This window comes from Pseudalkalibacillus sp. Hm43 (assembly GCF_051842935.1).
In the GTDB taxonomy this organism is placed as follows: domain Bacteria; phylum Bacillota; class Bacilli; order Bacillales; family Fictibacillaceae; genus Pseudalkalibacillus.
The window spans coordinates 221,566-247,823 of record NZ_JBPXRR010000001.1; the positions used below are offsets into that span (position 1 = coordinate 221,566).

The 26,258-nt window shown below is 44.4% G+C and carries 30 protein-coding genes; 16 read left to right on the forward strand and 14 right to left on the reverse strand.

The genetic code is table 11. From position 1 onward, the window contains the following. Window position 1 precedes the first annotated feature (1 nt). Window positions 2-1,654 (forward strand): M4 family metallopeptidase, encoded by a 1,653-nt coding sequence (locus tag ACSVDE_RS01170; protein WP_439299132.1) that lies wholly within the window; start codon window positions 2-4, stop codon window positions 1,652-1,654. 51 nt (window positions 1,655-1,705) lie between these two features. Here the strand turns inward: ACSVDE_RS01170 and yfkAB are convergent, their stop codons facing one another. Continuing rightward, window positions 1,706-2,824: a radical SAM/CxCxxxxC motif protein YfkAB gene (yfkAB, locus tag ACSVDE_RS01175; RefSeq protein ID WP_439299133.1), complete on the reverse strand. Its 1,119-nt coding sequence runs from the start codon at window positions 2,822-2,824 to the stop codon at window positions 1,706-1,708. Between the two features lie 81 nt (window positions 2,825-2,905). Then, the gene (locus ACSVDE_RS01180) at window positions 2,906-3,370 is read right to left on the reverse strand and encodes a GNAT family N-acetyltransferase (protein ID WP_439299134.1); all 465 of its coding nucleotides are present in this window, start codon (window positions 3,368-3,370) and stop codon (window positions 2,906-2,908) included. 122 nt (window positions 3,371-3,492) lie between these two features. On the opposite strand from ACSVDE_RS01180, the gene ACSVDE_RS01185 reads away from it, so the two are divergent. Then, window positions 3,493-4,485 carry a zinc-binding dehydrogenase gene (locus ACSVDE_RS01185; protein WP_439299135.1) on the forward strand — a complete coding sequence of 331 codons (993 nt, stop codon included), beginning with the start codon at window positions 3,493-3,495 and terminating at the stop codon, window positions 4,483-4,485. A gap of 441 nt (window positions 4,486-4,926) precedes the next feature. Here ACSVDE_RS01185 and ACSVDE_RS01190 read toward each other — a convergent pair whose 3' ends face one another. Both ACSVDE_RS01190 and ACSVDE_RS01195 read right to left on the reverse strand, forming a co-directional pair. Further along, on the reverse strand, window positions 4,927-5,112 hold the full coding sequence (locus tag ACSVDE_RS01190; protein WP_439299136.1) for a hypothetical protein: 186 nt from the start codon (window positions 5,110-5,112) through the stop codon (window positions 4,927-4,929). Between the two features lie 92 nt (window positions 5,113-5,204). Then, window positions 5,205-5,501, reverse strand: a complete 297-nt coding sequence (locus ACSVDE_RS01195) for a DUF3784 domain-containing protein (protein WP_439299137.1) — start codon at window positions 5,499-5,501, stop codon at window positions 5,205-5,207. A gap of 127 nt (window positions 5,502-5,628) precedes the next feature. Here ACSVDE_RS01195 and ACSVDE_RS01200 point away from each other — a divergent pair, with 127 nt between their 5' ends. The 3 genes from ACSVDE_RS01200 to ACSVDE_RS01210 all read left to right on the forward strand — a co-directional run bounded on the left by ACSVDE_RS01200 (window position 5,629) and on the right by ACSVDE_RS01210 (window position 7,924). Further along, window positions 5,629-5,820 (forward strand): hypothetical protein, encoded by a 192-nt coding sequence (locus tag ACSVDE_RS01200; RefSeq protein WP_439299138.1) that lies wholly within the window; start codon window positions 5,629-5,631, stop codon window positions 5,818-5,820. 160 nt (window positions 5,821-5,980) lie between these two features. Beyond that, window positions 5,981-6,865, forward strand: coding sequence for a patatin-like phospholipase family protein (locus ACSVDE_RS01205; RefSeq protein WP_439299139.1), 885 nt, complete (start codon window positions 5,981-5,983; stop codon window positions 6,863-6,865). Window positions 6,866-6,979: 114 nt separating this feature from the next. After that, window positions 6,980-7,924 (forward strand): STAS domain-containing protein, encoded by a 945-nt coding sequence (locus ACSVDE_RS01210; protein WP_439299140.1) that lies wholly within the window; start codon window positions 6,980-6,982, stop codon window positions 7,922-7,924. A gap of 72 nt (window positions 7,925-7,996) precedes the next feature. On the opposite strand, the gene ACSVDE_RS01215 is transcribed toward ACSVDE_RS01210, so the two are convergent. Then, window positions 7,997-8,317: a hypothetical protein gene (locus ACSVDE_RS01215; protein ID WP_439299141.1), complete on the reverse strand. Its 321-nt coding sequence runs from the start codon at window positions 8,315-8,317 to the stop codon at window positions 7,997-7,999. A gap of 193 nt (window positions 8,318-8,510) precedes the next feature. On the opposite strand from ACSVDE_RS01215, the gene ACSVDE_RS01220 reads away from it, so the two are divergent. From ACSVDE_RS01220 to ACSVDE_RS01235, 4 genes are all read left to right on the forward strand, one after another. After that, window positions 8,511-9,230 (forward strand): DsbA family protein, encoded by a 720-nt coding sequence (locus ACSVDE_RS01220; RefSeq protein WP_439299142.1) that lies wholly within the window; start codon window positions 8,511-8,513, stop codon window positions 9,228-9,230. Further along, complete coding sequence (locus ACSVDE_RS01225; RefSeq protein WP_439299143.1) at window positions 9,220-9,627, forward strand: disulfide oxidoreductase; 408 nt, start codon at window positions 9,220-9,222, stop codon at window positions 9,625-9,627. Before ACSVDE_RS01220 ends, ACSVDE_RS01225 begins: the two co-directional genes overlap by 11 nt. A 280-nt stretch (window positions 9,628-9,907) precedes the next feature. Then, complete coding sequence (nfsA, locus tag ACSVDE_RS01230; RefSeq protein ID WP_439299144.1) at window positions 9,908-10,666, forward strand: oxygen-insensitive NADPH nitroreductase; 759 nt, start codon at window positions 9,908-9,910, stop codon at window positions 10,664-10,666. A gap of 69 nt (window positions 10,667-10,735) precedes the next feature. Continuing rightward, window positions 10,736-10,891, forward strand: a complete 156-nt coding sequence (locus ACSVDE_RS01235) for a hypothetical protein (protein WP_226548209.1) — start codon at window positions 10,736-10,738, stop codon at window positions 10,889-10,891. 33 nt (window positions 10,892-10,924) lie between these two features. Here ACSVDE_RS01235 and ACSVDE_RS01240 read toward each other — a convergent pair whose 3' ends face one another. After that, on the reverse strand, window positions 10,925-11,464 hold the full coding sequence (locus tag ACSVDE_RS01240) for a flavodoxin family protein (RefSeq protein WP_439299145.1): 540 nt from the start codon (window positions 11,462-11,464) through the stop codon (window positions 10,925-10,927). Between the two features lie 287 nt (window positions 11,465-11,751). Here ACSVDE_RS01240 and ACSVDE_RS01245 point away from each other — a divergent pair, with 287 nt between their 5' ends. Beyond that, window positions 11,752-13,875, forward strand: a complete 2,124-nt coding sequence (locus tag ACSVDE_RS01245; protein WP_439299146.1) for an AAA family ATPase — start codon at window positions 11,752-11,754, stop codon at window positions 13,873-13,875. Window positions 13,876-14,050: 175 nt separating this feature from the next. On the opposite strand, the gene ACSVDE_RS01250 is transcribed toward ACSVDE_RS01245, so the two are convergent. The 3 genes from ACSVDE_RS01250 to ACSVDE_RS01260 form a co-directional block, all read right to left on the reverse strand. Beyond that, on the reverse strand, window positions 14,051-14,791 hold the full coding sequence (locus ACSVDE_RS01250) for an ABC transporter permease (RefSeq protein ID WP_439299147.1): 741 nt from the start codon (window positions 14,789-14,791) through the stop codon (window positions 14,051-14,053). After that, window positions 14,788-15,699 (reverse strand): ATP-binding cassette domain-containing protein, encoded by a 912-nt coding sequence (locus tag ACSVDE_RS01255; RefSeq protein ID WP_439299148.1) that lies wholly within the window; start codon window positions 15,697-15,699, stop codon window positions 14,788-14,790. Before ACSVDE_RS01255 ends, ACSVDE_RS01250 begins: the two co-directional genes overlap by 4 nt. Window positions 15,700-15,801: 102 nt before the next feature. Then, complete coding sequence (locus tag ACSVDE_RS01260) at window positions 15,802-16,257, reverse strand: GNAT family N-acetyltransferase (protein ID WP_439299149.1); 456 nt, start codon at window positions 16,255-16,257, stop codon at window positions 15,802-15,804. Window positions 16,258-16,348: 91 nt separating this feature from the next. Between ACSVDE_RS01260 and ACSVDE_RS01265 the strand changes: the two genes are divergently transcribed. The 4 genes from ACSVDE_RS01265 to ACSVDE_RS01280 are packed head-to-tail and all read left to right on the forward strand — an operon-like array spanning window position 16,349 to window position 19,392. Further along, window positions 16,349-17,251, forward strand: a complete 903-nt coding sequence (locus tag ACSVDE_RS01265) for a DMT family transporter (RefSeq protein WP_439299150.1) — start codon at window positions 16,349-16,351, stop codon at window positions 17,249-17,251. A 13-nt stretch (window positions 17,252-17,264) separates the two neighbouring features. Further along, window positions 17,265-18,041, forward strand: coding sequence for an SDR family oxidoreductase (locus tag ACSVDE_RS01270; RefSeq protein WP_439299151.1), 777 nt, complete (start codon window positions 17,265-17,267; stop codon window positions 18,039-18,041). An 11-nt stretch (window positions 18,042-18,052) separates the two neighbouring features. Next, window positions 18,053-18,631, forward strand: a complete 579-nt coding sequence (locus ACSVDE_RS01275) for a histidine phosphatase family protein (RefSeq protein ID WP_439299152.1) — start codon at window positions 18,053-18,055, stop codon at window positions 18,629-18,631. Beyond that, the gene (locus ACSVDE_RS01280) at window positions 18,628-19,392 is read left to right on the forward strand and encodes an NUDIX domain-containing protein (protein WP_439299153.1); all 765 of its coding nucleotides are present in this window, start codon (window positions 18,628-18,630) and stop codon (window positions 19,390-19,392) included. The genes ACSVDE_RS01275 and ACSVDE_RS01280 overlap by 4 nt, the downstream gene beginning before the upstream one ends. 240 nt (window positions 19,393-19,632) lie before the next feature. Here the strand turns inward: ACSVDE_RS01280 and hpaB are convergent, their stop codons facing one another. From hpaB to ACSVDE_RS01295, 3 genes are all read right to left on the reverse strand, one after another. Further along, a complete protein-coding gene (gene hpaB / locus ACSVDE_RS01285; protein WP_439299154.1) occupies window positions 19,633-21,084 on the reverse strand; it encodes a 4-hydroxyphenylacetate 3-monooxygenase, oxygenase component in 1,452 nt (483 codons plus the stop codon). Between the two features lie 97 nt (window positions 21,085-21,181). Beyond that, window positions 21,182-21,766: a GNAT family N-acetyltransferase gene (locus tag ACSVDE_RS01290; protein ID WP_439299155.1), complete on the reverse strand. Its 585-nt coding sequence runs from the start codon at window positions 21,764-21,766 to the stop codon at window positions 21,182-21,184. A 305-nt stretch (window positions 21,767-22,071) separates the two neighbouring features. Then, window positions 22,072-22,950, reverse strand: a complete 879-nt coding sequence (locus tag ACSVDE_RS01295) for a hypothetical protein (RefSeq protein ID WP_439299156.1) — start codon at window positions 22,948-22,950, stop codon at window positions 22,072-22,074. A 173-nt stretch (window positions 22,951-23,123) separates the two neighbouring features. On the opposite strand from ACSVDE_RS01295, the gene ACSVDE_RS01300 reads away from it, so the two are divergent. Further along, the gene (locus tag ACSVDE_RS01300) at window positions 23,124-23,822 is read left to right on the forward strand and encodes a winged helix-turn-helix domain-containing protein (protein ID WP_439299157.1); all 699 of its coding nucleotides are present in this window, start codon (window positions 23,124-23,126) and stop codon (window positions 23,820-23,822) included. After that, on the forward strand, window positions 23,812-25,230 hold the full coding sequence (locus ACSVDE_RS01305) for an ATP-binding protein (RefSeq protein ID WP_439299158.1): 1,419 nt from the start codon (window positions 23,812-23,814) through the stop codon (window positions 25,228-25,230). The genes ACSVDE_RS01300 and ACSVDE_RS01305 overlap by 11 nt, the downstream gene beginning before the upstream one ends. A 31-nt stretch (window positions 25,231-25,261) precedes the next feature. Here the strand turns inward: ACSVDE_RS01305 and ACSVDE_RS01310 are convergent, their stop codons facing one another. Both ACSVDE_RS01310 and ACSVDE_RS01315 read right to left on the reverse strand, forming a co-directional pair. After that, window positions 25,262-25,474 carry a hypothetical protein gene (locus ACSVDE_RS01310; protein ID WP_439299159.1) on the reverse strand — a complete coding sequence of 71 codons (213 nt, stop codon included), beginning with the start codon at window positions 25,472-25,474 and terminating at the stop codon, window positions 25,262-25,264. Window positions 25,475-25,540: 66 nt separating this feature from the next. After that, window positions 25,541-26,224: a hypothetical protein gene (locus tag ACSVDE_RS01315; RefSeq protein ID WP_439299160.1), complete on the reverse strand. Its 684-nt coding sequence runs from the start codon at window positions 26,222-26,224 to the stop codon at window positions 25,541-25,543. Between the last annotated feature and the right edge of the window lie 34 nt (window positions 26,225-26,258).

The following is a 26,258-nucleotide window of genomic DNA, read 5'->3' on the forward strand; positions in this document are numbered from 1 at the left end:
CATGAACAAAAAGAATCTATTAGCAGTCGGTTTATCGGTGGGGCTCGTTTCAGGAGCAATGGCCCCGAATGCCATGGCAAAACCTCCTGTAGAGTTGCCGCAGGTCGAACTTTCTCAATACATATTCAATGAGAAGCTAGATTCGCCGGAATTCGTTGCTGGAAATTTGACAGCACCTATGAAGGCAGCACCTGAAGAAATTGTGTACAAGTATTTTAATAGTAATAAAGACAAGTTCAAGATTGGAAAAGCGCAAGCGAAAGAATCCTTCAAAATAGTAGAAGTGAAGAAGGATGACTTAGGTGGAACAATCGTCCGCCTACAGCAAATGTATAAAGGTTCACCAGTATGGGGATCGACACAGGTCGCACACGTTGGTGATGATGGCGTGTTGAAGGTCGTTTCCGGGTCAGTTGTATCCGATCTTGCAAAAGAGAAATCTCTGAAAAAGAAAAGCAAAATCAACGCAAACAAAGCGACACAGATCGCCTTGAAAGACTTGGACTTCAATCCTGACCTGGAAGATAAGGCGAAAGGAGAGTCCATCGTCTATCAAAAGGATGGCAAAACCTACAACGCGTATCTCGTCAATTTGAACTTCCTGGATCCGAAGCCTGGAAACTGGAACTATTTCATTGATAAGGCGACGGGCAACATCATCCACAAGTACAATGATATGCATGATGTGAGTGGAACGAATGAAGTCGGTTCAGGAACTGGTGTGCTAGGAAATACGAAATCTCTTAACACCACACTCTCGAACAATACCTATTATCTACAGGACAACACCAGAGGGAACGGCATCATGACATACGATATGGAAAACAGGACGTTCTTCCCTCAGTTCTTCCTTCCAGGTAAACTGTGGGCCGATAGTGACAACCAGTTCCATCAAGCGTACGATGCTGCAGCAGTCGATGCACACCATTATGCAGGCGTTACATACGACTACTATCTAGGGGAGTTCGGGCGTAATTCATATGATGGAAACGGTGCGACGATCCAATCTTCCGTTCACTATAGCTCTAATTACAACAATGCATTTTGGAACGGCTCTCAAATGGTCTACGGAGATGGTGATGGTACTACATTCCAAGCTCTATCCGGAGGAATTGATGTAGTCGCCCACGAATTAACACATGCGGTTACCGATTATAGTTCGGACCTCGTCTATGAAAATGAATCTGGAGCGTTGAACGAAGCATTATCCGATATCTTCGGTACGCTTGTCGAGTATTACCATGGGACAAACCCTGACTTTGAGGTAGGAGAAGATATTTATACACCTGGAACGCCAGGGGACGCACTACGTTCCATGAGTGATCCGACGAAATACGGTGATCCGGATCATTACTCTAACCGATACACAGGAACAGGTGATAACGGAGGGGTTCATACGAACAGCGGGATCATCAATAAAGCGGCCTACTTGTTGAGCGAAGGCGGCACCCATTACGGCGTGACGGTACCGGGGATTGGAAAGGACAAGATGGGAGACGTCTACTACCGTATGAATACGGTGTATTTGACAGCGTCCTCCACATTCAGTCAAGCTCGATCAGCAGCTGTCCAATCGGCTATAGACCTTTTTGGAGCAGGTTCTCCTGAAGTCAATGCCGTAAACTTATCCTTTGACGCAGTCGGCATCCAATAATCAATCGTTCATAAAGAAGGCTATCGAATGACAAATTCGATAGCCTTTTCTTCATATATTGGACTTTTTTAAAGTGAAATCTTGGTCAGGATAGTATGCGTTCTTGACGAGCAGGTTCGGTCCGAGGCATTTGACTGCCGGACAGTGACAATTCACAGATTGAGCCAACTTGCTGTCCATCCAACGATCATACACGTCATTGAGTGAATCGGTTTTGATATTGCCTAGCGGTCCATCTTCTCCGAAATCGGTAACGATGACATTGCCGTCGAAAATATTCACGTTCAAACGTGAGCGACCATCTGGATCGTTTCGTACCGTCACATTGTTTTCCTTATATAAACGTTTCAGCAACTCGAGATCTTCCGTATCGTCACTGCACGGATAGAAAGGGAGCGTGCCGAAGAGCATCCAAGTGTCTGGGTCCTTCGAATCCAATAATCGATGAATTCCTTCGCGTATTTCAGGCAAGGTGGCGACTTCCAATCCACTTGCAAAGTCGCTCGGATACATTGGGTGAACTTCGTGTCGTTGACAACCCATCTCGACAATTTGACGGTGGATATCCTCCAGGTGAGGAAGCGTACGCTTGTTCAACATCGTTTCCGCTGAAACGATGACACCTTCCGAAGTGAGCGCTCTCGAATTCTCAACCATCCGTTCGAAGTATTTTTCGCGTTGTGCTATCTTCGGTTTCTTCTCCATCATTGCAAAACCGATTTCATTGAAATCTTCCACTGACCCGTAGTTATGGGATATATGTAACACGTCCAAATAAGGCGTGATCAATTCATACCGTTTCAAGTCCAATGTCAGGTTGGAGTTGATCTGCGTCCGTACGCCACGTTCATGTGCATAACGAAGAAGAGGGACCACATGCTGTTTCACAGATTTCATGGAAAGCATCGGTTCTCCACCCGTAATGCTGATCGATCTCAAATGCGGAATTTCCTCCAAGCGCTTGATCATCAACTCCACCGGTAGCGCATCCGGGTCCTTCGGCTGCAACGTATAACCGACCGCACAATGCTCGCATCGCATGTTGCAGATCGTCGTCGTCGTGAACTCGACATTGCTGAGGACCATCCGGCCATGATCTTCCACGTCCATATAAGCTTCCCATGGATCGAAATCCGGGGTGATTCTAGCTGGTTTTGTTTCTTTTAACATATGAAACTCCTTTACACGTACAATGTTCCACTCCTTACTATAACAGAAAGAGACGGAAGGGGTGTCAGTTCCATAATATTCTTATAATTGATACTGCATGACGATGCTGTTCTCGACATACCCGAGCCGTTTATATAAAGTGATCGCACCTGTATTCTGTCCGAATACGTGTAGACCGACCTTCTTGGCACCGAGCTCCTTCGCCCGCCGGTGCAACTCTTTCATCGATTGTGTCCCATATCCTTTCCCTCTGAATTCTGGGTCCATCCAGATTTCATAAAGGAAGACTTCTTCTGTTTCCTGTCGTAGGGAATACCAGATGATCCCGACGTTTTCTTCCGTTTCTTCATCTGTCACATGGTAAATGCTGTGGTTTTCCGTATGTAAGCCATTTTTCAATAACTCATCGAACTGGTCTGTTGCTTGTTCAGTGGCAACCTCTTCGGACACGTCATAATTTTTACGGATATTTTCTGCGTATTCGGCTAGAGACCGTGCTCGGTACTCGTGAAACTGCTTTTCGGTCATATTCGTGAAACGGACCATAACCATCACTCCTTTTTCCATAACCTTACCATAAAACTAAAAAGTTTCGAATATTCAGATGCGTGTAAGATGAGTATGAAGTAAGAGTATGCCATAATGGTGGAAAAGAAGGAGGAATCGTTATGAAAGCAATCGTACATACAAGTCCGAAAGGCATGGAAGGTATGAAGCTGGAAGACTTTGAATCTCCCATTGTAAAAGAAGGACAAGTGAAGGTTCAGTTGAAGGCAGCTGGATTGAATCACCGCGATCTGTTCGTACTTCATCGTCACGAAGAGGATCAACCTCCATTTGTCATCGGATCAGATGGCGCAGGTATCGTTTCAGAAGTCGGAAGCGGGGTGGAAGGCGTCTCGGTTGGAGATGAAGTCGTCATCAATCCGGGTCTCGGCTGGCCGGAAAAATCGCCTGCTCCTCCTGAAGGATTCGGGATTCTCGGATTTCCATCTAACGGAACTTTTGCAGAGGAGGTTGTCGTTCCCGCTAACCAGGTCGAACCGAAGCCTGAACATCTCAATTGGATGGAAGCAGGGGTGTTACCTCTTGCGGCTTTGACGGCATATCGCGCATTGTTTACGAGAGGTCAACTACAAGAAGGGCAACACGTATTACTGCCGGGTGTCGGAAGTGGTGTCATCACGTTCATTTTACAATATGCGAAAGCGGTCGGTGCTCAAGTAACCGTTACTTCTAGAAGTGAAGCAAAACGGCAGGAAGCGTTGAGGATGGGTGCCGATAGAGCGATTGATAGTGCATCAGATTGGACGGAAACCCTGCAAGGTGAAAAGGTAGACTTAGTGATTGAAAGTGTAGGGGCAGCTACGTTCGACAAATCACTGAATGCTGTGAAGCCAGGTGGAACGGTAGTCACTTTCGGGGCATCCGCCGGAGATGAAGTACACATCAATATCCGTGAGTTCTTTTATGGTCAATACAATCTACTCGGCACGACGATGGGGAGTCATGAAGAATTCCGTGATATGCTTTCCTTCATTCGTAAGTACAACATCAAGCCTGTCATCGACCGAACGTTCACGTTGGAAGAAGCGAAGGAAGCATTTAATAGAATGGAAGAAGCAAAACAGTTCGGAAAAATCGGATTCACAATTTCATAGACTATAAAAAAGAAGGGATTGATCATCGTGATCAATCCCTTCAGTCTTTCTTAGGACACATAGTGCCAAAGTGAAAGAACAACAAAGATAAACGCTATCACCGCAATTGTTCCTGCCAACAATGGTCGAAATAGGTTCATGAATGTGTTCATATGTATCTTCCTCCTCCAATTTGTTCTTCTTACTTATATAGACGAATGATTCGGAGGAAAGTTTCGTGTTTATTACAAATATTACACAAATGTTACGAAAGACCTAAACGAAAAAAATCTCGAAATTTTATAGTTTTTGATGTTTAAAAAATGTAGAGGTGGGTATCCTTATACTAACAACCTTTTATCCCCCTAACCCCTAAACCCTTAGAAGAAACCTTTCCCGGATCCGGGAGGGGTTTTTTCGTTTCTAATGCCTATTTACTAGGTAGATGGAAGGGGAAGGATGCTAGTTTTTCCGATAACGGATCTCTTCTATTAAAGTATTCAGTTTTTCGTTCATCTCTTGATCGGTTTTTTGCTTGTTTTTCATGAACTTGAGCAATGAAATGACGAAATAGATGGCAAATACAAATAACCCTAAAATAAATAAAGTATATAAAAGACCGAACAGTCCAAAGAAACCAACGTCCAAATGTTTCACCCCCATACATATTCTCTATACCATAGTACCAGACATTTCCATATAAGATCACAAAAAAATGAACCCGGAAGGTTCATTTTTCGTTACATGTATTTCATGATGATGCGCATCATGAGCAATGAGGACAAGGATACGAGGATGGCGAAAATCATCCAGGCGAAATTCCCGATTGCTTGTGTAAGGAAGGAAGTCAAGAAAATCAAAACGCCGATTGCAATGACATAGATCCCCGCAGACTTTGCTAATCCTTCTTTATCGGCTATTGAACTTGCCTCATAGTTTTTAATGAGGAAAATATTTTTTTTCAACCAAAAGCCAGCTCCTAACAAGATCAGAGCGCCGCCAATCATGTAAAACACGATAAGTTGTTTTGTTACCATTGTTTGACCACCTTTTCTTTGTCTACCTTTTACTTTACATGGTGTGGCCGAAATTTTCCACAGCTTGTTTCATGTTAGCTTTTTATGGAATGCGGGTATGGTAAGTGACAAAGGAGGTGCTTGTGCAATGTGGATGTGGATGCTTATACCACTGTTGGTCGTCTTGTTGATCGCCATTTACTATGAATATCAGAATAGGAAAAGAACAGAGGTTCATTTGAACTCTTCTGAAGACCAAGAAAGGCCGTCACATCAAAATGTGACAGACAGACATCGCAGCCAAGCAGGAAGGGAAGGAAGTCAGCCCCCGCCGACATAAACGATATCCAAAACCGGATCCTCATCGAGGTATTCGGTTTTTTTATATATGGAAAAAAGATTGAATCTTAATCCTTTGTAAAAACCTGCGCATTTCCTGACATTGGAAGATTATTTTTGATAAACTGGAAAAAAGAGATCAAGCTAGGAGTGTTGTTTGCATGAACGGTACAGGACTTGTGCTAGAAGGTGGCGGGATGCGTGGGGTATATACAGCCGGTGTGCTGGAGTATTTCATGGAGCAGGATTTTTATTTACCATATGTCATCGGTGTATCAGCAGGCGCATGTAATGCGACGTCTTATCTCGCCCGTCAACGGGGAAGAAACAAGAAAGTGACAATCGGTTATTCCAAACATCCTGACTACATATCTTTCAAAAATTTCTGGAAAAAGCGTCAATTATTCGGGATGGATTTGATCTTTGATGAAATTCCGAATAAACTCGTCCCTTTTGATTTCGATCGGTTCCATACAGCGGAGGAAAAGTTCGTGATCGGAACGACAGATTGCAGGACAGGTGAACCAGTGTATTTTGAGAAAGGGGCTTACTCAAACGAAATACTTTCCATCCTAAGAGCATCAAGTTCATTACCTTTCATGGCACCGGTCATTGAATTGGGTGATCGATGTTTAATGGATGGAGGCATCTCAGACCCGATTCCGATCCGTAAATCTGAATTGGATGGCAATCGAAAAAATATCCTCATTTTGACGCGTAATGACGGTTATATCAAGAAACCTTCCAGAATGAATTGGATCACTCGTAAAGCCTATCCGCAATATAACGGTCTGGTTGATAGCATGAGTAAGAGATTCCAGGTGTATAACGAGACGATGGATTATATCCGGGATAAAGAGCAAAACGGAGACGTCTTCGTCATCCGACCGTTAGAGCCGCTCCAAGTAGGGCGTGTAGAAAGGGACCCTGCTAAATTGACTGCGTTATATGATCAAGGCTATTACGATGCTGCAAAGCAATTCGATGCATTGAAAGAATGGTTGGGAACGGCTGTTCAGACCGAAGAGACGTTAACAGCTCATTGACGAGTCGAGCGCCCTTATCAAAAAAAATCGAGAGAATCTGTAATATGGGGTTTAACATACATCTAATAGGGTATTAAGAATATGTTAAACATTTTTCCCAGGGGGGGACTGGTCATGAGTATCGCCGTAATTGCTCAACGAATTTATGATGAAAAAGAAGCCATTGCTCAGAAGACCGACGAAGTACTCTCAGAATCACTTGGCACCAAGAACACGCGAAACTTTCTTGAAGCACACATGTCATTAGCGGAGTATCTCAGTAGGGGCCTGGAATTAGAAGATGAGGTTGAAGCGAAGCAACTGATCAATGAATGGGCGGAGAAAACGAGCTGGAATGCAATCAATGAAAAAAGACCTTTCAATCAGTCTTTCAAAGCATTCGAGATATTCAAGGGTCAAGTTCTAGACGTTGTCGAACTCCAAACGGAATCTGAAGATTGGTCGAACAAAGAACTGATTTCGACGCTTCGAAGTATCGATACCATGTTAGACCATGCAGCTTTCTATTATGTGCACTCGTTAATTGTTAACTTTGAAGGCCGAATCGATGAGTCCGAACAAATGATGAAACATGACAAGAAGTTGATCGCCGATTTGTCTGTGCCGATCATACCTTCAATCGTCCCGAACACGATCCTCGTACCGATTGTAGGCATGTTGACCAATGAACGATTCGAAATCACTCGTGATAAACTGTTGCATAACATTACAACCCAGGATGCTGAATCCATCGTTTGTGATTTTACAGGTGCCATCCTACCGGATAATGGGCACTTCCAAATGGATGACCTTGCCCATCAGATCGAGCAATTGACAAGATCGGTCTCATTGATGGGAGTCGAAATCATCTATGTAGGTTTCTCATCCCGACTTGTTCAAGAGATCGTTCGTGCTGGCGTGAAGATTGAAGCTGAAACATTCTCGACTTTCCGTACAGGCTTACGTTATCTTGCCAATAAGAAGGACTGGGGATTGACCGATGAAATTTATAGTCGATCCGAAGCTGAAGAAGAGGAAGAGAAGAAATTGGTTTCTTCGGTTCCTCATGAGAATTTATAAAAGTAATTGACCAAACTTTAATATAAAGATAGCGCAAAATAACGTACTTATAAGGAAGGGAGCTTCTATTGATTAGAAGTTCCCGTTTTTCTTTTTAAATAGGTAAAGAATCCACCAAACAAAAGAGTAGACGTACCCTACCAATACATAGACAGACCACAATTCGAAGTTTTCCAAACCTCGGATCAGATGATTCAATTCATTCCCTTCAATACGTTCGATTGCATGCACAAATCCTATGATTGGGGTTGTGATAGTGAAGCCGATATGTAAGACCGACAACACGATTAACCGTTTTTTCCGTATGGCATGAAAAGAAACGACCATGCTAGCAATGATGTAAGCAAAATACATTACCCATACCCAGGTTGGGAGTGTGTCCATAGCATACATCCAATCCCCCTAATAAAACTCTCATTTAGTGTAATTTTACACTAACAAGAGCGCTATATCTACAACTAATCTCCATTAATTAGGAAAAATTGAGTGTATTTTGGGAGATGTACAAATGTTCATAGCACGTTCATTGACATAGGTGTTCGAATTGAGGAAGAATAGAGTTAGTACATATATAGGAGGACCTGTCATGGCAAAGAAAAAGAAAACGGTCTATAAGCCGCCCAAACAGAACAATAAAGGATTCATCATCATTATAGGAGCAGTATTCGTATTAGCTGCAGTATTACTGTTCATCATCAGCAATGAAAATAATAACCCGAGTCAGGATCAAGCGGAGTCTGCTCAGCCTGGTCAAGAGATTGAGGTCAGTTATGAAAATCAACCGACTGTCGGTGAAGAAGATGCACCGGTCAAATTGGTTGAGTTTTTCGATTTCAAGTGTCCGCACTGTGCATCTTTCGCTCAGCAAGTCTATCCTCAGATCAAAGCAGACTTCATTGATACAGGAAAAGCGAGCATGACGTTCATCAATAAACCGTTCCTGGCACCAGATTCATTCACAGCTGCTCTCGTTGGTGAAGCAGTGTATGAACAAAATCCTGATGCATTCATTCAATATTATGATGCTGTCTTAGCCAATCAGGGTGAAATGAGCGAGCCTTGGGCAACAGAAGAATTCTTGTTCGATCTAGTTGAAAAAAATGTGGATGGAATTGACGTTGATCAATTGAAGGAAGATATCGACAACGAAACCATCAATCAAAGAGTAGAAGAAGATCGAGATATGAGTGCCCAAGTCGAGAGTACTCCAACAGTATTGGTGAATGGCAAGATGGTCGAACTAGATTATGAGGGCTCCATCAAACCTGCTATCGAGGAAGCTTTGGAGGAAGCCGGTGAGCAGTAAACGGACAGGCATCGCTTGGATCATATCACTCGTTGCGGTGCTTGGGAGTCTTTATTTTAGCGAAATAGCCGGTTTCGTCCCGTGTCAGTTATGCTGGTATCAGCGGATTCTGATGTACCCGCTCGCTATCATTCTTGGAGTCGGACTTTTCCTGGATGAGGAAAAGATTCATTGGTATGTGCTTCCGTTCAGCGTGATCGGAATATTCGTATCGACGTATCATTTCCTTCATCAGAAAACCGATTTGTTTTCAAAGGTGGGATCATGTACACAAGGTGTTCCATGTTCTGGAGAGTATATTAACTGGCTCGGCTTCATCACGATTCCTTTTTTAGCATTAATGGCGTTTGTGGGAATCACTGTATTGATGATTAGCCGGATGAAAAGTTCAAAATAAAGCAGTAATGGAGAGAGTTGTCCTCGGGTACAGCTCTCTTTTTTTGATCTAGTGGAATATAAGCCAGATTCAAGAATTATAAGCCGAAATTTGTAATTATAATCCAAATCCAGAAATTATAAAACGAAATCCAGTATTATAATCCAAAATCCAGTATTATAATCCAAAATCCAGAATTATAAGCCAAAACACGCTTAAAGGCACAATAGTTGTCCTCAGACCTCACGTTGGATACGATGAATTTAGAATAACGAAACTGATGAAAGTAAGGGTGAGAGAAATGAACGAGACAATCGAAACGATATTGAATCATCGCAGTATCCGCGCGTTTAAAGATGAACCGCTTTCAGAAGAACAAATCACCGCGATCGTCCGAAGCGCTCAAGCGGCAGCTACATCCAGCTATCTCCAGGTCTATTCCATCATCGGGGTGAAAGATCCGGCCAAGAAAAAGAAGTTGGCAGAACTCGCAGGAAACCAGGAATACGTGGAGAAGAACGGACACTTTTTCGTATTTTGTGCGGATCTTAACCGGCATAAAATTGCTGTGGAAATGGAAGGTCTAACAGAGGATGAAGTTGTCGAATCGCTTGAATCTACGGAAAAATTCATGGTCGGAACGATTGATGCAGCGCTTGCGGCTCAAAATGCGGCACTTGCTGCTGAATCAATGGGACTCGGTATCTGCTATATCGGTGGATTGCGTAACAACCTGGAAGAAGTGGCGGAAGTCTTGAAAACGCCGGACCGCGTCATTCCATTGTTCGGTATGTGTGTCGGTGTACCGGATCAGAATCCTGATAAAAAACAGCGGTTGCCGATGGAGAACATCTATCATGTAGATGAGTATCAGCAAGACGAAACAGAATTCATCGAGCAGTTGGCTCGTTATAACGAAGATATTGCTGATTACTATCGTGAGCGTACCCAAGGAAAGCGCACGCATACTTGGACGCAGATCATCGCCAACAAGATGAGTAAGCCGATGAGACTTTATATGAAGGACTTCTTGAAAAGCATCAAGATTCCGCTTAAATAATTGCAGCGCATACCATAGGATCGCTTCGTCCAAACTACCATCATACCGTGAAAAATTGGAGGCGATCGTATGACGAAGCGCAAGCAGTTGAACGATAAGACGAAACACCATAATCAAACGCCGAAGGAAAGTCTTCCAGACATTGAAATTGCTGAAGAGCTTGCAAAAGGGCAGACAGAATTGCGTGACGAGGATCTACCCGAGCGCGAAAATCAAGAATTCTAAATAAGGAAAAGGACAGCCGCCTGGCTGTCCTTCTTACTTTTTCAACAATTGATTCAGTTCTACAGCTTGTTGCATCGCTAAGTGATCGTCTGCGATGTCGCCTGGTTTGTTCGCTTGTCCGATGATGTATCCACCGAATTCAAGATCTACAAAGTCAAAGATGTAGTTGAACTGTTGGATAAGCGGCAATGCTTTGATCTTCGGATTGTCGCCTCCGCAGCAGATGACATACGCTTTCTTTTTACGAAGCTCAGCCTTGAAATCATATCGGTCATCGCGCATGTTTTGTGAGAAACGATCAATCAGATCTTTCATCATGCCAGACATTCCATACCAATAAACTGGAGTAGCAAACACAATGATGTCATGTTCAAGCATCAAGTCTACTATGCGGTCATTGTCATCTTCTACTGATCGGAATCCGCCCGGTTCATGACGTAGGTCATCTATCGGCTGAATGTTGAATTCGCGGAGATGGATGTGGGTTGCATCCAAGCCGTCGAGTGCTTTTGTCGTCAATTGTTCGGTATTCCCATTCGGACGGGAACTCCCATGTATCGCTAGAATTTTCATTGTATGTACCTCCTTCAATCCTCTTTCATACCCATCATAACGGAGGCATGAAGGGATTGCGAGCAATCAGACTTCGCTATAAGCACGTTCTTTGCATACACCGAGACACCCTGTTATCATCGTAAACCAATCAAAAATTGGCAGGAAAAAAGACAAAACAAAATACTTGAAAGTCAAAGAAGGTCAAACTATAATATAAACAAAGGTCAAAGATAGTCAAAGTCAATTTTGATTAAAGCTAAGACTTCACCAACAATTAATTCTACTTTTACAAGGAGGTCATTATTATGCGTTGCCAACACTGTCAAGTTAATGAAGCAAATGTACGAATGACTCTTCACATAAACGGTATTACGAAGCAGATTCGACTCTGCCCGAAATGCTATAAAGAAATCCAGAGCGAAATGAAGCAGCCAAGTAACATGAATCCTTTCATGGGGAAAAACATGGGTGGATTCGATATGAACGACTTCATGGATCACCAACAGGAGCAACAAGGGCAAGCCGGTCCTGGACAAGGTAAAAAAGGCGGCGGTCTCTTAGATGACCTCGGACGTAATTTGACGGACGCAGCAAAAGCAGGTCTGATCGATCCGGTCATCGGACGTGACAAAGAAGTAGAACGGGTCACAGAGATCCTGAACCGTCGAAACAAAAACAACCCAGTCATGATCGGGGAACCAGGTGTCGGTAAGACGGCCATTGCAGAAGGACTTGCGTTGAAGATTGCGAACCAGGAGGCACCGAAAAAGCTCCTTAATAAACAAGTATACCTCCTGGACGTGTCATCACTCGTTGCAAATACGGGGATTCGTGGTCAATTCGAAGAACGTATGAAGCAACTGATCAAGGAAGTGAAAGAGCGCAAGAACGTGATCCTTTTCGTAGATGAGATTCATCTCTTGGTCGGTGCAGGGTCTGCAGAAGGTTCGATGGATGCAGGAAACATTCTGAAACCTGCCCTTGCGCGTGGAGAGCTTCAACTCGTCGGTGCAACGACGTTGAAGGAATATCGTCAAATTGAAAAAGACGCTGCGCTCGAACGTCGTTTCCAACCTGTCATGGTCAAAGAACCGACAGAAGAGGAAGCAGTGGAGATCCTACAAGGATTGAAAGAGAAATATGAGAAGTATCACGAAATTCGTTATACGGACGAAGCACTTCGTGCATGCGTAACGCTATCCAAACGCTACATCCAGGATCGATTCCTACCAGACAAGGCGATTGACTTGATGGATGAAGCCGGTTCTAAAATGAACTTGAAACACGCTGGTACAAGCGAAGATGACGTGGAAGAACGTCTCGCTGCGATTGCAAAAGAAAAGGAAGAAGCGACGCAACAAGAAGATTATGAGCGTGCTGCAAAACTCCGTGATGAAGAACTGAAGCTTCAGAACCAGACTGCTACAAAACCAGAGGATATGCCTGAAATCACAATCGTGGATGTGCAATACATCGTCGAAGAGAAAACAGGTATCCCAGTCCGCAAACTGCAGAACGACGAACAAAACAAACTGAAGAATTTTGCGGAACGTCTTGGATCAAGTGTGATTGGTCAAGACGAAGCGGTTCAGAAGGTAGCGAAAGCAATACGCCGTAGCCGTGCTGGTCTGAAATCCAAAGTACGCCCGATCGGTGCATTCCTATTCGTCGGACCGACTGGTGTCGGTAAGACCGAACTGACTAAAACGCTGGCTAAAGAACTGTTCGGCTCGAAGGATGCGATGATCCGTCTGGACATGAGTGAGTATATGGAAAAACACTCCGTGTCCAAGCTCATCGGTTCACCACCAGGATATGTCGGTCATGATGAAGCTGGTCAACTCACCGAGCGCGTGCGCCGCAACCCATACAGCATCATTTTGCTGGATGAGATTGAAAAGGCGCACCCGGATGTGCAGCACATGTTCCTTCAGATCATGGAGGATGGTCGATTGACGGACAGTCAGGGTCGTACCGTAAGCTTCAAGGATACGGTCATCATCATGACGAGTAACGCAGGCACGGGTGAGAAGAAGATCAAGATGGGATTTGAGAACCATGGATCAGAAGCGGTGTCTGTACTTGAAAGATTAAGTGCTTACTTCAAACCTGAATTCTTGAACCGTTTTGACGGGATTGTTCCATTCAACGAATTGTCTCAAGATCACCTTGTACAAATCGTCGACCTCATGCTCGAGGATATCCGTGAAATGGTAAAAGATGAAGGGCGTGAAATTGAAGTAACGGAAGAAGCGAAGAAACATATCGCTTCACTCGGTTACGATCCACGATTCGGTGCTCGTCCGATCCGCCGTGTACTTCAAGAAAAAGTGGAGGACGGAATTGCCGACCTGCTGCTGGATGAAGAAGACGTAATGAAAATTAAGGTGGATTTCGTCGATGACGAAATCGTCGTTAATAAAGGTTAATTAGAAATGAATGACCCAGAGGATTCTCTGGGTCATTTTTTTATGATTGGATAGAATTATTCTGTGTTTGGTGAGAATTAATTCGACTGTGATTAGAATTAATCCACGATTGGACAGGATAAACTCCAATTTGGGTAGAATTAATCCAAATTACGTCACAATTACCACGCTCCTCTTACTTCCCACTCCAACGGAAGAATCGGGAGGCGAGGATGATGGAGACGACCGCTATCCCGAGCAGTACCCCGACTTCCAACGGATAATCGGTGATCGGTGCATCGTTCCACGTGCCACGCAACAGCTGAATGACGTAATAGAGCGGAAGGACTTTCGCTACGTACTGCAAGATCGTCGGCATGAAATCAAGCGGGAAAGTCGCGCCTGATAGGAACAGCATCAGGTTCAAGAACAATGAACTGATCGCCGCCGCTGCTTGGGTGTTTTTCGCCAGTGACGTCAAAAACAGCGCAAAAGGGAAAAACGCCAGAATACTGATCAATAAAGCAAGCAACGTACTTCCGATATACGCGGGTAACGTCAAATCATACATCAACATACCGAAAATCATCAGCAAGACTGCTGAAATGAAGAAGATGACCGTTCCCTGGAATGTGTGTGCGGCAAGAATCTTCCAGGGCTGCAACGGAGTAGATTGATAGCGGCGCAGTACACCGGTCTCGCGGTAGCCGGCCAACACCGTTCCGAGTGTGAAGAATGATGTGGTCACGATGTTGACCCCGATCCACGAAGGGACGTACAACTCCGCAAAGCTCATTCCATTCATGTCATTGCCGTCGAACATGGAACCGAACAACCAAATCATCAACACAGGGAATAAGAACGTCCAAAATACGCTCAAGCGATCCCTGAAAAACATTTTCGTCTCTAAGCCAGCTAGTTTCACCATCGCCGTCATGCGGATCGCTCCTTTTCCAGGTAATGGACGAACAAATCGTCTAGAGAGCCTTTTTCAAACTTGAAGTCTTTCAAGGTGATGCCTTTCTCGTTGCAATACTTGAATATGTGGTAAGCGGTGTTCTGCTGATCATCGCTGAATACTTTGTAGGTGGATTGATCCTGCTCCACCCTGACGACATCCGGAAGGGACAGCAAATAATCATACTCCAAACCGTCGCTTTCGAATGCGAGATAATGGACTGCCATTTCATCCAACAGCTCTTCTGGGGTGTTGAGGGCTTTCAATTGTCCACCATAAATCATCGCAACCCGGTCACAAAGCTTTTCTGCTTCTTCCATGTAATGCGTCGTAATGACGATGGTACATCCCTGTTCTTTCAGTAGTTGGATCATCGACCACATTTCCCTCCGTGCGTGTGGATCGAGCCCCATACTCGGTTCATCCAAAAACAGGATCTCAGGTTGGTGAAGCGTAGCAAGTGCCAGGGTCACTCTTTGCTTCCAACCACCCGATAAATCATCGAACTGGACATTCAGCTTTTCGCCTAGCCCTAATAAATCGATGAGGTGATCTTTCTGAGTCGGTTTGTTGTAGAACGATGAAAACAGATCCAGCGCTTCCTTCACTTTCATTTTCTTTTGGATGGAAGTGGCCTGGAATTGGACACCGATCCGTTTGTTCAACTCTCTCAGTTGTTTACTTGGAACGAGCCCAAGGACATCGATCGTTCCGCTGTCCGGCTTCCGAATGCCTTCCAACATCTCGATCGTCGTGGTTTTACCGGCACCGTTCGGACCTATGATCCCGAAAATTTCCCCTTTACGAACTGAAAAAGAAATATCCTGGACTGCCTGTACTTCTCCGTACTTTTTCGATAAGCTTTCAACCGTGATGACGTGATTCATGAATTCCCCTCCTCTGGAACATGATTCCAATTGTTTATACGTTTTGATGATACATTAGTTTCATAAAAAAAGTACGAACTTTTTGTCAAGTTCGCACTTTGATCAGTGATTAAGCTTTTTAAGCATCCGATAGTTGGTGAAAGGCGTGTCCTGGATCCATTTCACTTGTTCTTCCTCAACAAAGAAGCCTTTCTTTTCAAAAAACGGTTTCGCCGTGATGCTCGCTTCGGTTACGAGTTCTTCAAGGTCGAGCTCATGCGCAATTTTTTCAAGTACATCCAACAACTTGGAGGCGACTTTCTGACCTTGAAAAGCATGATGGACATACAGCATTTCAATGGATCCATTATGACTCAGGGTTGCAAAACCGATGATTTGCGCTTCATCTACTGCTACATAAGAATGATGATGAAGGAGATTCTCTTTCCACTTCGTCTGTTCGGACCAGCGTTTCGTTTGTTCTTCTGAGTAGTCGCTTCTATTCACCGTTACAATCGTTTTCTGGAACAGTTCCTGGACTTCATCCAGATCGGATGGTTGTAGCGCACATATTTTCATATCCTAAACCTCCAGTTAAGAAAAGGAATTCTCGAATCCTGTATCGAATGTAATGTGGCATTCGATTTTTAAAAAGATAGGGGAGACATCTATGAAGAAGTGGGCATATCTATTCATCGCACTTGGCGCATCCCTCTGGGGGCTCATCGCTATTTTCGTTGAAGGACTTTATACATATGGATTTACGGCATTGGAAATCGTTGCAATTCGGGTGATGGTGGCAGCGATCCTTCTCATCCTATTTGTCTCCATAAAAGATGTCAAGCTGTTGAAGATCAATTGGCGGGACAGCATGTACTTCATTGGTACCGGTATTTTCAGCATCGTCTTCTTCAACTGGTGTTTGTTTACGGCCATCAAGGAAACGTCCATCGCTGTTGCCGCGATTTTATTGTATACAGCACCTGCGATCGTCACGATTTTATCCAGGTTTTTATTCCAGGAATGGTTCACGAAACGTAAGATTCTCGCGCTATGTATGACTTTCTTCGGGTGTATGTTTGTCATCGGCATATTGCCAGGTGGTGCGAGCAATGCTTCCTTGTTTGGTGTATTAGCAGGTCTTGGATCTGGACTTGGATATGCGCTGTACAGCATTTTCGGAAAGTATGCCCTGGAGAAATATTCTTCACTCACCGTCATCACATACACCTTCATTTACGCTTCTGTTGCGCTCATACCTGTGACGGGGCTTTGTTGGCAGAAGACGGATGTCATCCTGCAATCTGGGGTATTGATGAACGCCGTAGGAATCGGGTTCGTGTCGACGGTGCTCGCTTATATGCTGTACACCGTTGGACTGCAGTTCGTAGAATCAAGCCGGGCTTCCATCACGGCAACGGTCGAACCGGTCATCGCTACGTTGGTCGGGGTCATCCTGTTTCAGGAACAGCTTAGTATGTGGCAGATCGTCGGCATCTTCTTCGTATTGAGTGCGGTGATGGTGGTGCAAGAGAATCGACGAGTGAAGACCGAGCATTCACTCGCACAATAAGGAGTTGTTTTATATGGAAAAAAGAAGAATTGCATTGGTGACCGGCGCGAGCCGCTTGAAAGGAATCGGTGCAGCGACTTGTCTGGAGCTCGCTGATGCCGGCTGTGATATCTTTTTCACCTATTGGTCGAACTATGACCGGGAGCTGGAGTTGGAAATGGGGGAAGAAGATCCATCCATTCTCCAAGCATCCATTGAGGAAAAAGGGGTACGATGCTACAAGCTGGAGTGGGACTTATCGAATGCAGAAGAAATCCCGACACTCCTGAGAACGGTGGAAGAGGCGCTCGGTTACCCAGATATCCTCGTGAATAATGCTTGCTATTCGACGATGGATTCCTATGAAACGATTGATCCGGAAAGCCTGGACCGGCATTATGCCATCAATGTAAAAGCGACCACGCTGTTGACGTCGTATTTTGCGAGAGGTTTTACAAATGGAAGCGGTGGCCGGGTCATCAACCTGACATCCGGTCAATCACTAGAACCGATGAGTAACGAATTATCGTATGCGATTACGAAAGGTGCCATCGAACACATCACGAAAACGCTTGTCCCTGATCTCGCGAAAAAAGGGATGACAATCAACGCCGTCAACCCAGGACCTAATGACACAGGCTGGATGGAAGAGGAGCTGAAAAATGCATTGTTGCCGAAGTTTCCGATGGGGCGCGTAGGTACGCCAGTAGATGCTGCACGGTTGATCCGGTTTTTAGCAAGTCAGGAAGCGGAATGGGTGACAGGTCAGGTGATCCATACAGAAGGTGGTTTCCAGCGAACGTGGTTTTAAAGGAGGACAATATGACAGTCATTTATTTTGTACGGCATGCTCATTCCGATTATACGCCGGATGAGTATGGGCGTAAGCTTTCCGATCGAGGGGCTGAAGATGCAGAACGGGTAAGGGAACAGTTCAAGGATGTCCCTGTAGACCTCGTTTTCTCCAGTCCGTATGCGCGAGCGATTGAAACGGTAAAAGGTGTAGCGGAAGACCGCGGGTTGGATGTGCACATCATTGAGGAGTTGAAAGAACGGCGATTAGCGGAGGAACCAGTGGATGATTTCCCAGCTGCCGTCGATCGGTTGTGGTCGGAGCCAGATTACGCTTTTCCAGGTGGAGAATCCAATGAAACGGCTCAACAGCGTGGCGGCGATATACTCCGTGTGTTGTTGGAGGAGCACAAAGGGAAAAACATCGTCATCGGGTCACATGGGAATATGATGGTGCTGACGATGAAGCACTTCAACGCATCCTATGATCTCGATTTTTGGAAACAGTTGACGATGCCCGATGTTTACAAATTGACGTTCGAGGGGGCCGATTTGGTTGAAGTGGACCGAATGTGGGACCCAAAGACAAAAATAGGAGGAGCACATTGATATATCGGAAAAAGACATATGAGATTGACCCAGCCTATTTGGAAGCTTTCAACGATTTTTTCCATACATATTTATTGCCGAATCAGCGGAAACATGGGTCTAAGCTCGTCGGTCGGTGGGTCAGTGAGAACCGTCGGCATATCACTGCAATCTGGGAGTATGAGAGTTTTGAAGCATATGAAAAAATTGAATCGCTCGTTCGAAGTGATGAGATGCACAAAACAGCACAAGAAAAGCGACCAGCCATCGCTCCTGCGATCCTCTCTAGTAAACAGGAATTCATGGAACCAACGGAAAACTACCATGTGCCAAGACATATCGTTGCCGTTTCAGCACTGATCAGAAATGCTGAAGGGGAAGTGCTGCTGGTCAAAACCAATTGGCGGAGTGATACGTGGGAGCTGCCAGGAGGTCAGGTTGAAGAGGGGGAAGTGCTTGAAACTGCGCTCCGACGGGAAATTCTCGAGGAAACTGGGATAGAAGTGAGAATCGATAAAACGACAGGCGTTTACCAAAATACGACGAGCCGAATCGTCAGTATCGTTTTTGAAGGGGTGGCATTGAACGCAGAAATCGTAAAGCAAGATTCCGAGATAAGAGAGGCGAAATTCGTCCGATTGACCGAAGGGAATGTGGAAGATTACATTACGCGGCCACATATGGCGACACGGGTATATGACGCATTGAAGTCAACAGAGACAGTGCCAGTTGAATCGGTGAAAGTGAAGCCATATGAGCTGTTGCATAGAATTGGGTCTTAGACGGAAGTAAAGTTCATTCCAGAGACTGAGAAAAGTCCATACCGCTGACCGTTAAGAAACGACATGGAAATTCGTAAACTAAGAGTAACAAAAGACGAAAGGGAGCGGTTTCCATGTTGAACTATTACGAGATTGAGAAGATCATCATCGACCATCATAAAAAACAAAGACGTAAGTAAAGGACGGAGGGTGACAGGATCGAGTCACCCTCTTTTTTCATTGTAAAAAGACAGCTGTCCATCAGCTGTCTTCATCATCTTCAATAGAAAGAAATTCTTTCACCCATTGGATTTGTTCATTCCGGTAGTAACTTAGATATAGCCGTTTTGATAGACTCAGTGGTCCTCCGAAAAAGTACTGTTCGTATAACGACTGTCTTGTACCGAAAGCACTCATGGACAGATCCCAGGCCAAACGGAAAATCTTCACCCGATCTTCGGCATTCGCGTTCGCACCTTGGAGGTATAGATCGAGGTCCTTCCGAATCGGAGAATTGAAATCATTTTCCCCTGGTATGGAAACAAGTCCGCTCGCACCGAGAATTTGGATGATCTCATTGAAGGTCGGATAGATTTTAGCGTAATAGGTCAAGGCCGCGTGAAGCGGTTCCTTCGCAGGCGTCATCGTTCCCCACTGATCGATTTCTGCCTGGATTTCCGATGATAATACGAATGCTTTCATCGCTTCTAGCGCAATGATGATGTCGGAAACCTTCTCTTGAACGTGATCGTATCCACCGATGTTGATCGTCTGGATCATCAATTGGATCGTGCCTAGAATGAATTCGGTTTTGACGATACATCGATTGACGACCTGGTGAACGGTGTGTTGGAAAAAGCTAGATTTATCATAGATCTGTTGAGAGAGTTCCAAGTTTTCATAGAAAAAAACATTTTCCCATGGGACGAGTACGTCGTCAAAAACGACGATAGAATCCAGTTCGTCAAATCTGGAACCAAGTGGATGATCGAAATGTGATTTTCCATAATCGAAGGATTCCCTTGCGATGAATCGTAATCCAGGTGTATTTGCCGGCAGTGAAAAACCGTTTGCTACACTCAGTTCAGAAATACCACCTTGTGGGAAAACGATGATTTCATCCGTCAATCCTCCTTGGGTAGCGAGAAGGCGGGCCCCCCGGATGATGATGCCGTCTTTTGTTTTACTCGTTATGTGTGCAGCGACCTGTTTGTCCGCCCATTCCAACTGAAAACGCCCGCGGTTCATCTGAGGATGCACGAATGTATGGGTGAATGACAGATCATGGGTGACCGCTTTTTCATAAAGATTGATCATGTTCTGACAGAAAGTAGGGTCCTGGGATTTCAAGAGTTCCGCAGATTGAGCAAAAGTCATTAAGATGGTGTTCAAATAATCCGGAGAACGTCCCATCAATCCCCCGCACGACTTTGCCCATGTTCGGATGGCGATTCGTCTCCGTTCCAGATCTTCCTTCGTTCTCGGAGGGAGAAAAGCCATGCCAGCTTGCTCTCCTGAGTATGTTGTGAAAGACATATGATCGATGTGATCCGGGTCTTTCTGTATATCGTACAGTCTTGCTTTGCTCTTTATTATCCCCTTCAAGGCCGGATGTTCAGACAGCTTACCACTTACTTGTTTGCCGTCGACCCAAATTTCAGGCTTCAGTTCATTGATTCGGTCGATATATTGCTGACCAGAAATAAGTGCCATTCAACTAACTCCTTTGCCAAGCCATTGTTATAAACAAGGTATGCATAGTTTGTGGCAAAGGTACGTCCAAACGCCCGTTATGGTAATAAATTGAAAATCAGTCGACGAGTTTTTTCTCGATCTTCTCCCTCACTCTTGGCCATTCCTCGTCCAGGATACTGTAGTAGACCGTGTCTCTCACATGACCATTGTGCATGATTTTACACTTGCGGAGGACGCCTTCGCGGATTCCGCCGATTCGATCGATCGCGTTTTGAGAGCGGATGTTCCGTGCATCGGTTTTCAATTGTACACGGACGGTCGACAAATTCTCGAAACAGTGCTTTAAGAGAAGGTATTTGCACTGTGTATTGACTTGCGAACGCCACACGGACGGTGACAACCATGTCCAGCCGATCTCAAGGTGTCGGTCTTTTTCCGAGATGTTGAGAAACCGTGTGCTGCCGACCAACTTTTCTTGCTCATGATCATAGATGACGAATGGGAATGCGGTGCCTGCTTCTTTATCCTGTAATGCTTGATGGACGAGTGTTTCCATGTCCTCGCGACTTGTGATATCCATCGGCATGTACGTCCAGATTTCCGAGTCCTTTCCCGCTTCAAATAAATCATTGATATCGTCCCGTTCCATCGGTCGTATTGTTACACGTCGGCCTTGCAGTGTCACAGGTTGGATCCACATAAAATTTCCCTCCACAGTTTAAATAGTTTGGCTAACTACTTATTCCCTTTGGAAGCTGAAATGTCCTTCCTATCTATTGAGGTAGGGATTTTTGATGGTAAAATAAACCCGATTTATAAAACACCACACTCTTTTTACAAGACTGAGCTTCATTTTTGTAAAACAAACCCTCCTTTTTGCAAGACTACGCCTCAGTTTTACAAAACAAGAGCCCTTTTTTCTAAAACCACAGTTCCACAACACTTATTAGACGAAAAAATCGCCCGATCCTGACTGGAATCGGACGATTTTCACCCATTATAGTTCTATTCCTTGATGGAAGACTTGATTTCTGTCCAAACTTTCTTCATTTCTGTGTGAAATTCTTCTTTCTCGATGCTGAACTTCTCTTTAAACTCTTCACGGCTATGTCCGGCTTGTTTATACTCGATCACTTCGCTGATTGTGGAATCACTCAGGTGCGCAACGACAGCTACACGGACCAGATGATGCAAACGCATGTCGTTTTCCAGGTAACCGTTCAAGTTCTCAACACGCTCACCTGTATATTCACTCAAATAGTTCACGACCTCTTCCTTATGAGCTTCTAGATATTTTGCACCTTTCGCCCATTTGCCTTTATGTTTCATGAGATCTTCTTTCTCAACACCCAAGTTGTTCATCGTTTCTTCCCAGGAGTTGGTCCCTTTATAATCCTCCAAAACTTCTTCCACAGTCTTATCTGCGGCTCTGGCGATATGGATGCCTTTCATGATCTCTTCTTTGGTGTAGCCGTCCTCTAACAGAGTTTCGAATTTTTCCTTATTGAAGTCTTTGTGAAGCGCTTTTCCAATTGATCGCTTCATATGTCGTTCCGGATCCAAGCCGAAGTGCTCTGCTGTTTCCTTCCAAGAACCTGTTTCCTTATAATTTTGCAGTACGTCTTCAATTGATGCGTCACTTGCGTTTGTGATATGGGACGCTTTCAAAATTTCTTTCTTCGAATAACCTGCGTCCAACAAAGCTTGGAACTCATCCTCTAACAGATGTTTCTTGAAGTGGAATCCCAACTTCCAATCTTCTTTTTGCTCTAAGGCGACAGACGGTGATTCACCGGATGTGGATGCTCCTACAAACTGTGGGCTCAACATCCCTAGAGTCGCAAGTCCTAAAGTTCCAATCCAAAGCGCTTTTTTCTTCAACAAAATCCTTCACTCCTTCCATGAGTTATTAATAGCTTATCCAGACTTTATGAACAAACTATGAACGAACGATGAGCAAACCATTAAAAATTTAGAAATCTTTTCAAAATCCCCAAAAAGCGCTCTGCAACCGTTAAGATAATAGTAAATCTATGCGTAAAAGATGGTGATGATGGATGAACATTTTGGTGATTGAAGATAACGACAGCGTCTGTTCAATGCTTGAAATGTTTTTCACGAAGGAAGGGTACAAGGGCGAATTCATCCAGGATGGATTGAAGGGGTATACCCGGTTTCAAGAAGGCGATTGGGATCTGATCATCCTGGACTGGATGCTGCCAGGAATGGATGGAGTGACCATCTGCCACAAGATAAGGGAAGAAAGCAGTATCCCGATCATTATGCTGACGGCGAAAGACAGCGAATCCGATCAAGTCCTAGGCTTGGAGTTAGGGGCAGACGATTATGTGACGAAACCTTTCAGCCCGCTCACGCTCATGGCGAGAATCAAAGCTGTCGCGCGCCGTTACCAGCTGAAAACCGATGTAAGTAGTGCGCATAACCTGGAAACGCTGCATTTGAAAATCGATAAGAATACACGAGACGTCCTATTGGATGGAAAGCAGGTAAGGGATCTCACGCCAAAAGAATTTGAGTTGCTGCATTACATGGCTGAGCATCCGAGGCAAGTCTTCTCAAGAGAACAGTTATTAGAGCGGGTATGGGGCTACCAGTTTTATGGAGACGAACGGACCGTCGATGTACATATCAAACGCCTCAGGAAAAAGATCGGTTCAAAAGAAAGACCGTTCATCCATACGATTTGGGGAGTGGGTTACAAGTTTGATGAAACGGTGACCGCTGATGAAGGTTAAGTATTTTCACCAACTGCTCGGGACTCACATCAGCATTCTACTTATTGCGTTCCTACTGTTGAGCGTCCTTTTTACAAGGTTCGTAGAGGATTATGTGTTCCAGACCAAGGTGAATGAACTGAAAAGCTACGGCAATCAGATCGTCAATGAAAGTGCCATTCTCGATCATAAAATCGGTGCAAAAGTGGCGTTTGCAACCTATGTTCAAATGTTGAGAGCGCGGGACATCCAGTTCGTAACGTTCACCCAAGAAGGAGACATCCAATCGCCGAACAGGGGAATTAATGGACTGAAGCTATCCGGTACAGAATGGGATAAACTTTCGGATGGAGAGGTGGTTTCCGTTAAACAAGATTTAAAGCGATTCAACCAGGAAGTGACGATGGTCGCCTTCCCGAAAATGCAAGGGGATCAATTTTCGGGAGGCGTACTGCTCATTTCTCCAATCAGTGGAACGAGACAGTTCATCCAGCAATTGAACAAGTTTCTGACCTTGACGATGGTCGTGTCCCTGATCGTTGCGCTCTTGATGAGTTGGTTTTTATCGAGATCTCATGGAAAAAGGATCATGCGGTTACGGCAAGCAGCGTCTCAAATCGCTTCAGGTAACTATAACGTAAAAGTGCCTTACGGGAAATCAGACGAGATCGGAGAGCTGACGAAGGATTTTAATGAGATGACGAAACGCTTGAAGAGATCGAATGAAGAAATTGAACGTTTAGAAGCTCGTCGCAAAAAGTTTCTCGGGGATGTATCTCACGAAATGCGCACTCCGTTGACGACGATCCGTGGGGTGATCGAAGGCATTCGGAATGACATGATCCCATATGAAGATCGGGATAAATCAATGGACCTGGTCGAAAAAGAAACGAGAAGGCTCATCCGGCTGGTCAATGAAAACCTCGATTATGAAAAAATCCGTTCCAATCAGATCAAGCTTGAAAAAGAAACGATTGTTCTGAGGGAAGTCTTTGAAATTATCAAAGAACAACTGTTGTATCAAGCGGATGCCCAACAAAACGAGATCGTGATGAACGTGGAGGACGATCTAAAGGTCTATGCCGATTATGACAGGCTCATACAAATCATATTGAATATCACACAAAACAGCATGCAGTTTACAACGAGCGGACATATTGAGCTATCGGGTCATATGGGTCACGACGAGACAATCATCGAAATTACGGATAACGGAATAGGGATCGATCGGAACGACATCGAGTCAATTTGGGACCGGTTCTATAAAGCGGACATTTCAAGAAAAAATAATCCGTTAGGAGAATTCGGCCTCGGATTATCGATCGTAAAGCAGCTTGTGGAACTTCACGATGGATCAATTGAAGTGGAAAGTACAAAAGGCCAGGGGACGAAGTTTACGATAAAATTGCCATCAAAACAAAAGGACTGACGCAGTCGAATTGACTCGTTCAGTCCTTTTCTTAAGTCCGGAAAGGAACATATGGATATCCGATATATTGGATGTTCAATGTCCCGTCTTCATAGGTGGTGGGTCCGATGTTACCCACAATCGTAATCGGATTGGAGTGAGGATTTGAATTGGAATCATGCTTGTTGTGGAATATGGCGTTCTGCAGCACGATGATAAGCAAAAGGTACAAGACCAATATGATCAAGACGGATGTCTCCTTCATACAACTCCCCCATAAAAAGGCTATTGTAATTATCCATATGCCATAACAGGGAGAATCGTGCTTGATTTATCCACTCAATTCAATATTTTTCTTTCCATCAGAAAGGATTAAATCAATATAAAAATAGTTACCACCGTATGGATATTTTCCTCGCCCCAACTGACTGACATCGATGGCTTTTTCAAAATGGAAGATCTTACTTTCATTTGGTCTCAATTGAATTTGCAGGGGTCCATCCATTGTCATCAGAGAGGTAGTCTTCCTTTCCTCTGAATGATTCCAATCCAAAAGTTCGATTGAAATATCAAGAATGTCATTACTATGGTTTCTTAATGGGATGCTGCATTCCCCGTTGAGGATTTCTTTTTCCTCATCAAATTGAAATTCACAACTGCTATACTCTTTTCCATAAGTAATGGCGTATACTCCATTTGCAGCAGTAGATTGATAGACTTTCATGATAAAGGAAGGCACAGACATCAAAACAAAGATCGTCAAGAATACGACCAGTAATTGATATTTCTGGAACGAGTGGAAAAGAAATATGAGTCCGAACAAGAATACAACCAGAATACCTATCGCCAACATATTTACACCCGTTTGTGTTTCAGGGTTAGTATAAAATGGAATCCCTAGTGCAGAAAAAACTTGCTCTCCCAAAGGTTTGCCATTTGGAAAAGAGAAGGTCAGCACGAAAGACACGGATATACATACGAATGCAAGGATCAAAAATTTTAAACTTCTAATCATGATTTCTCCCTCCCTAGTAACCTATACCATTATA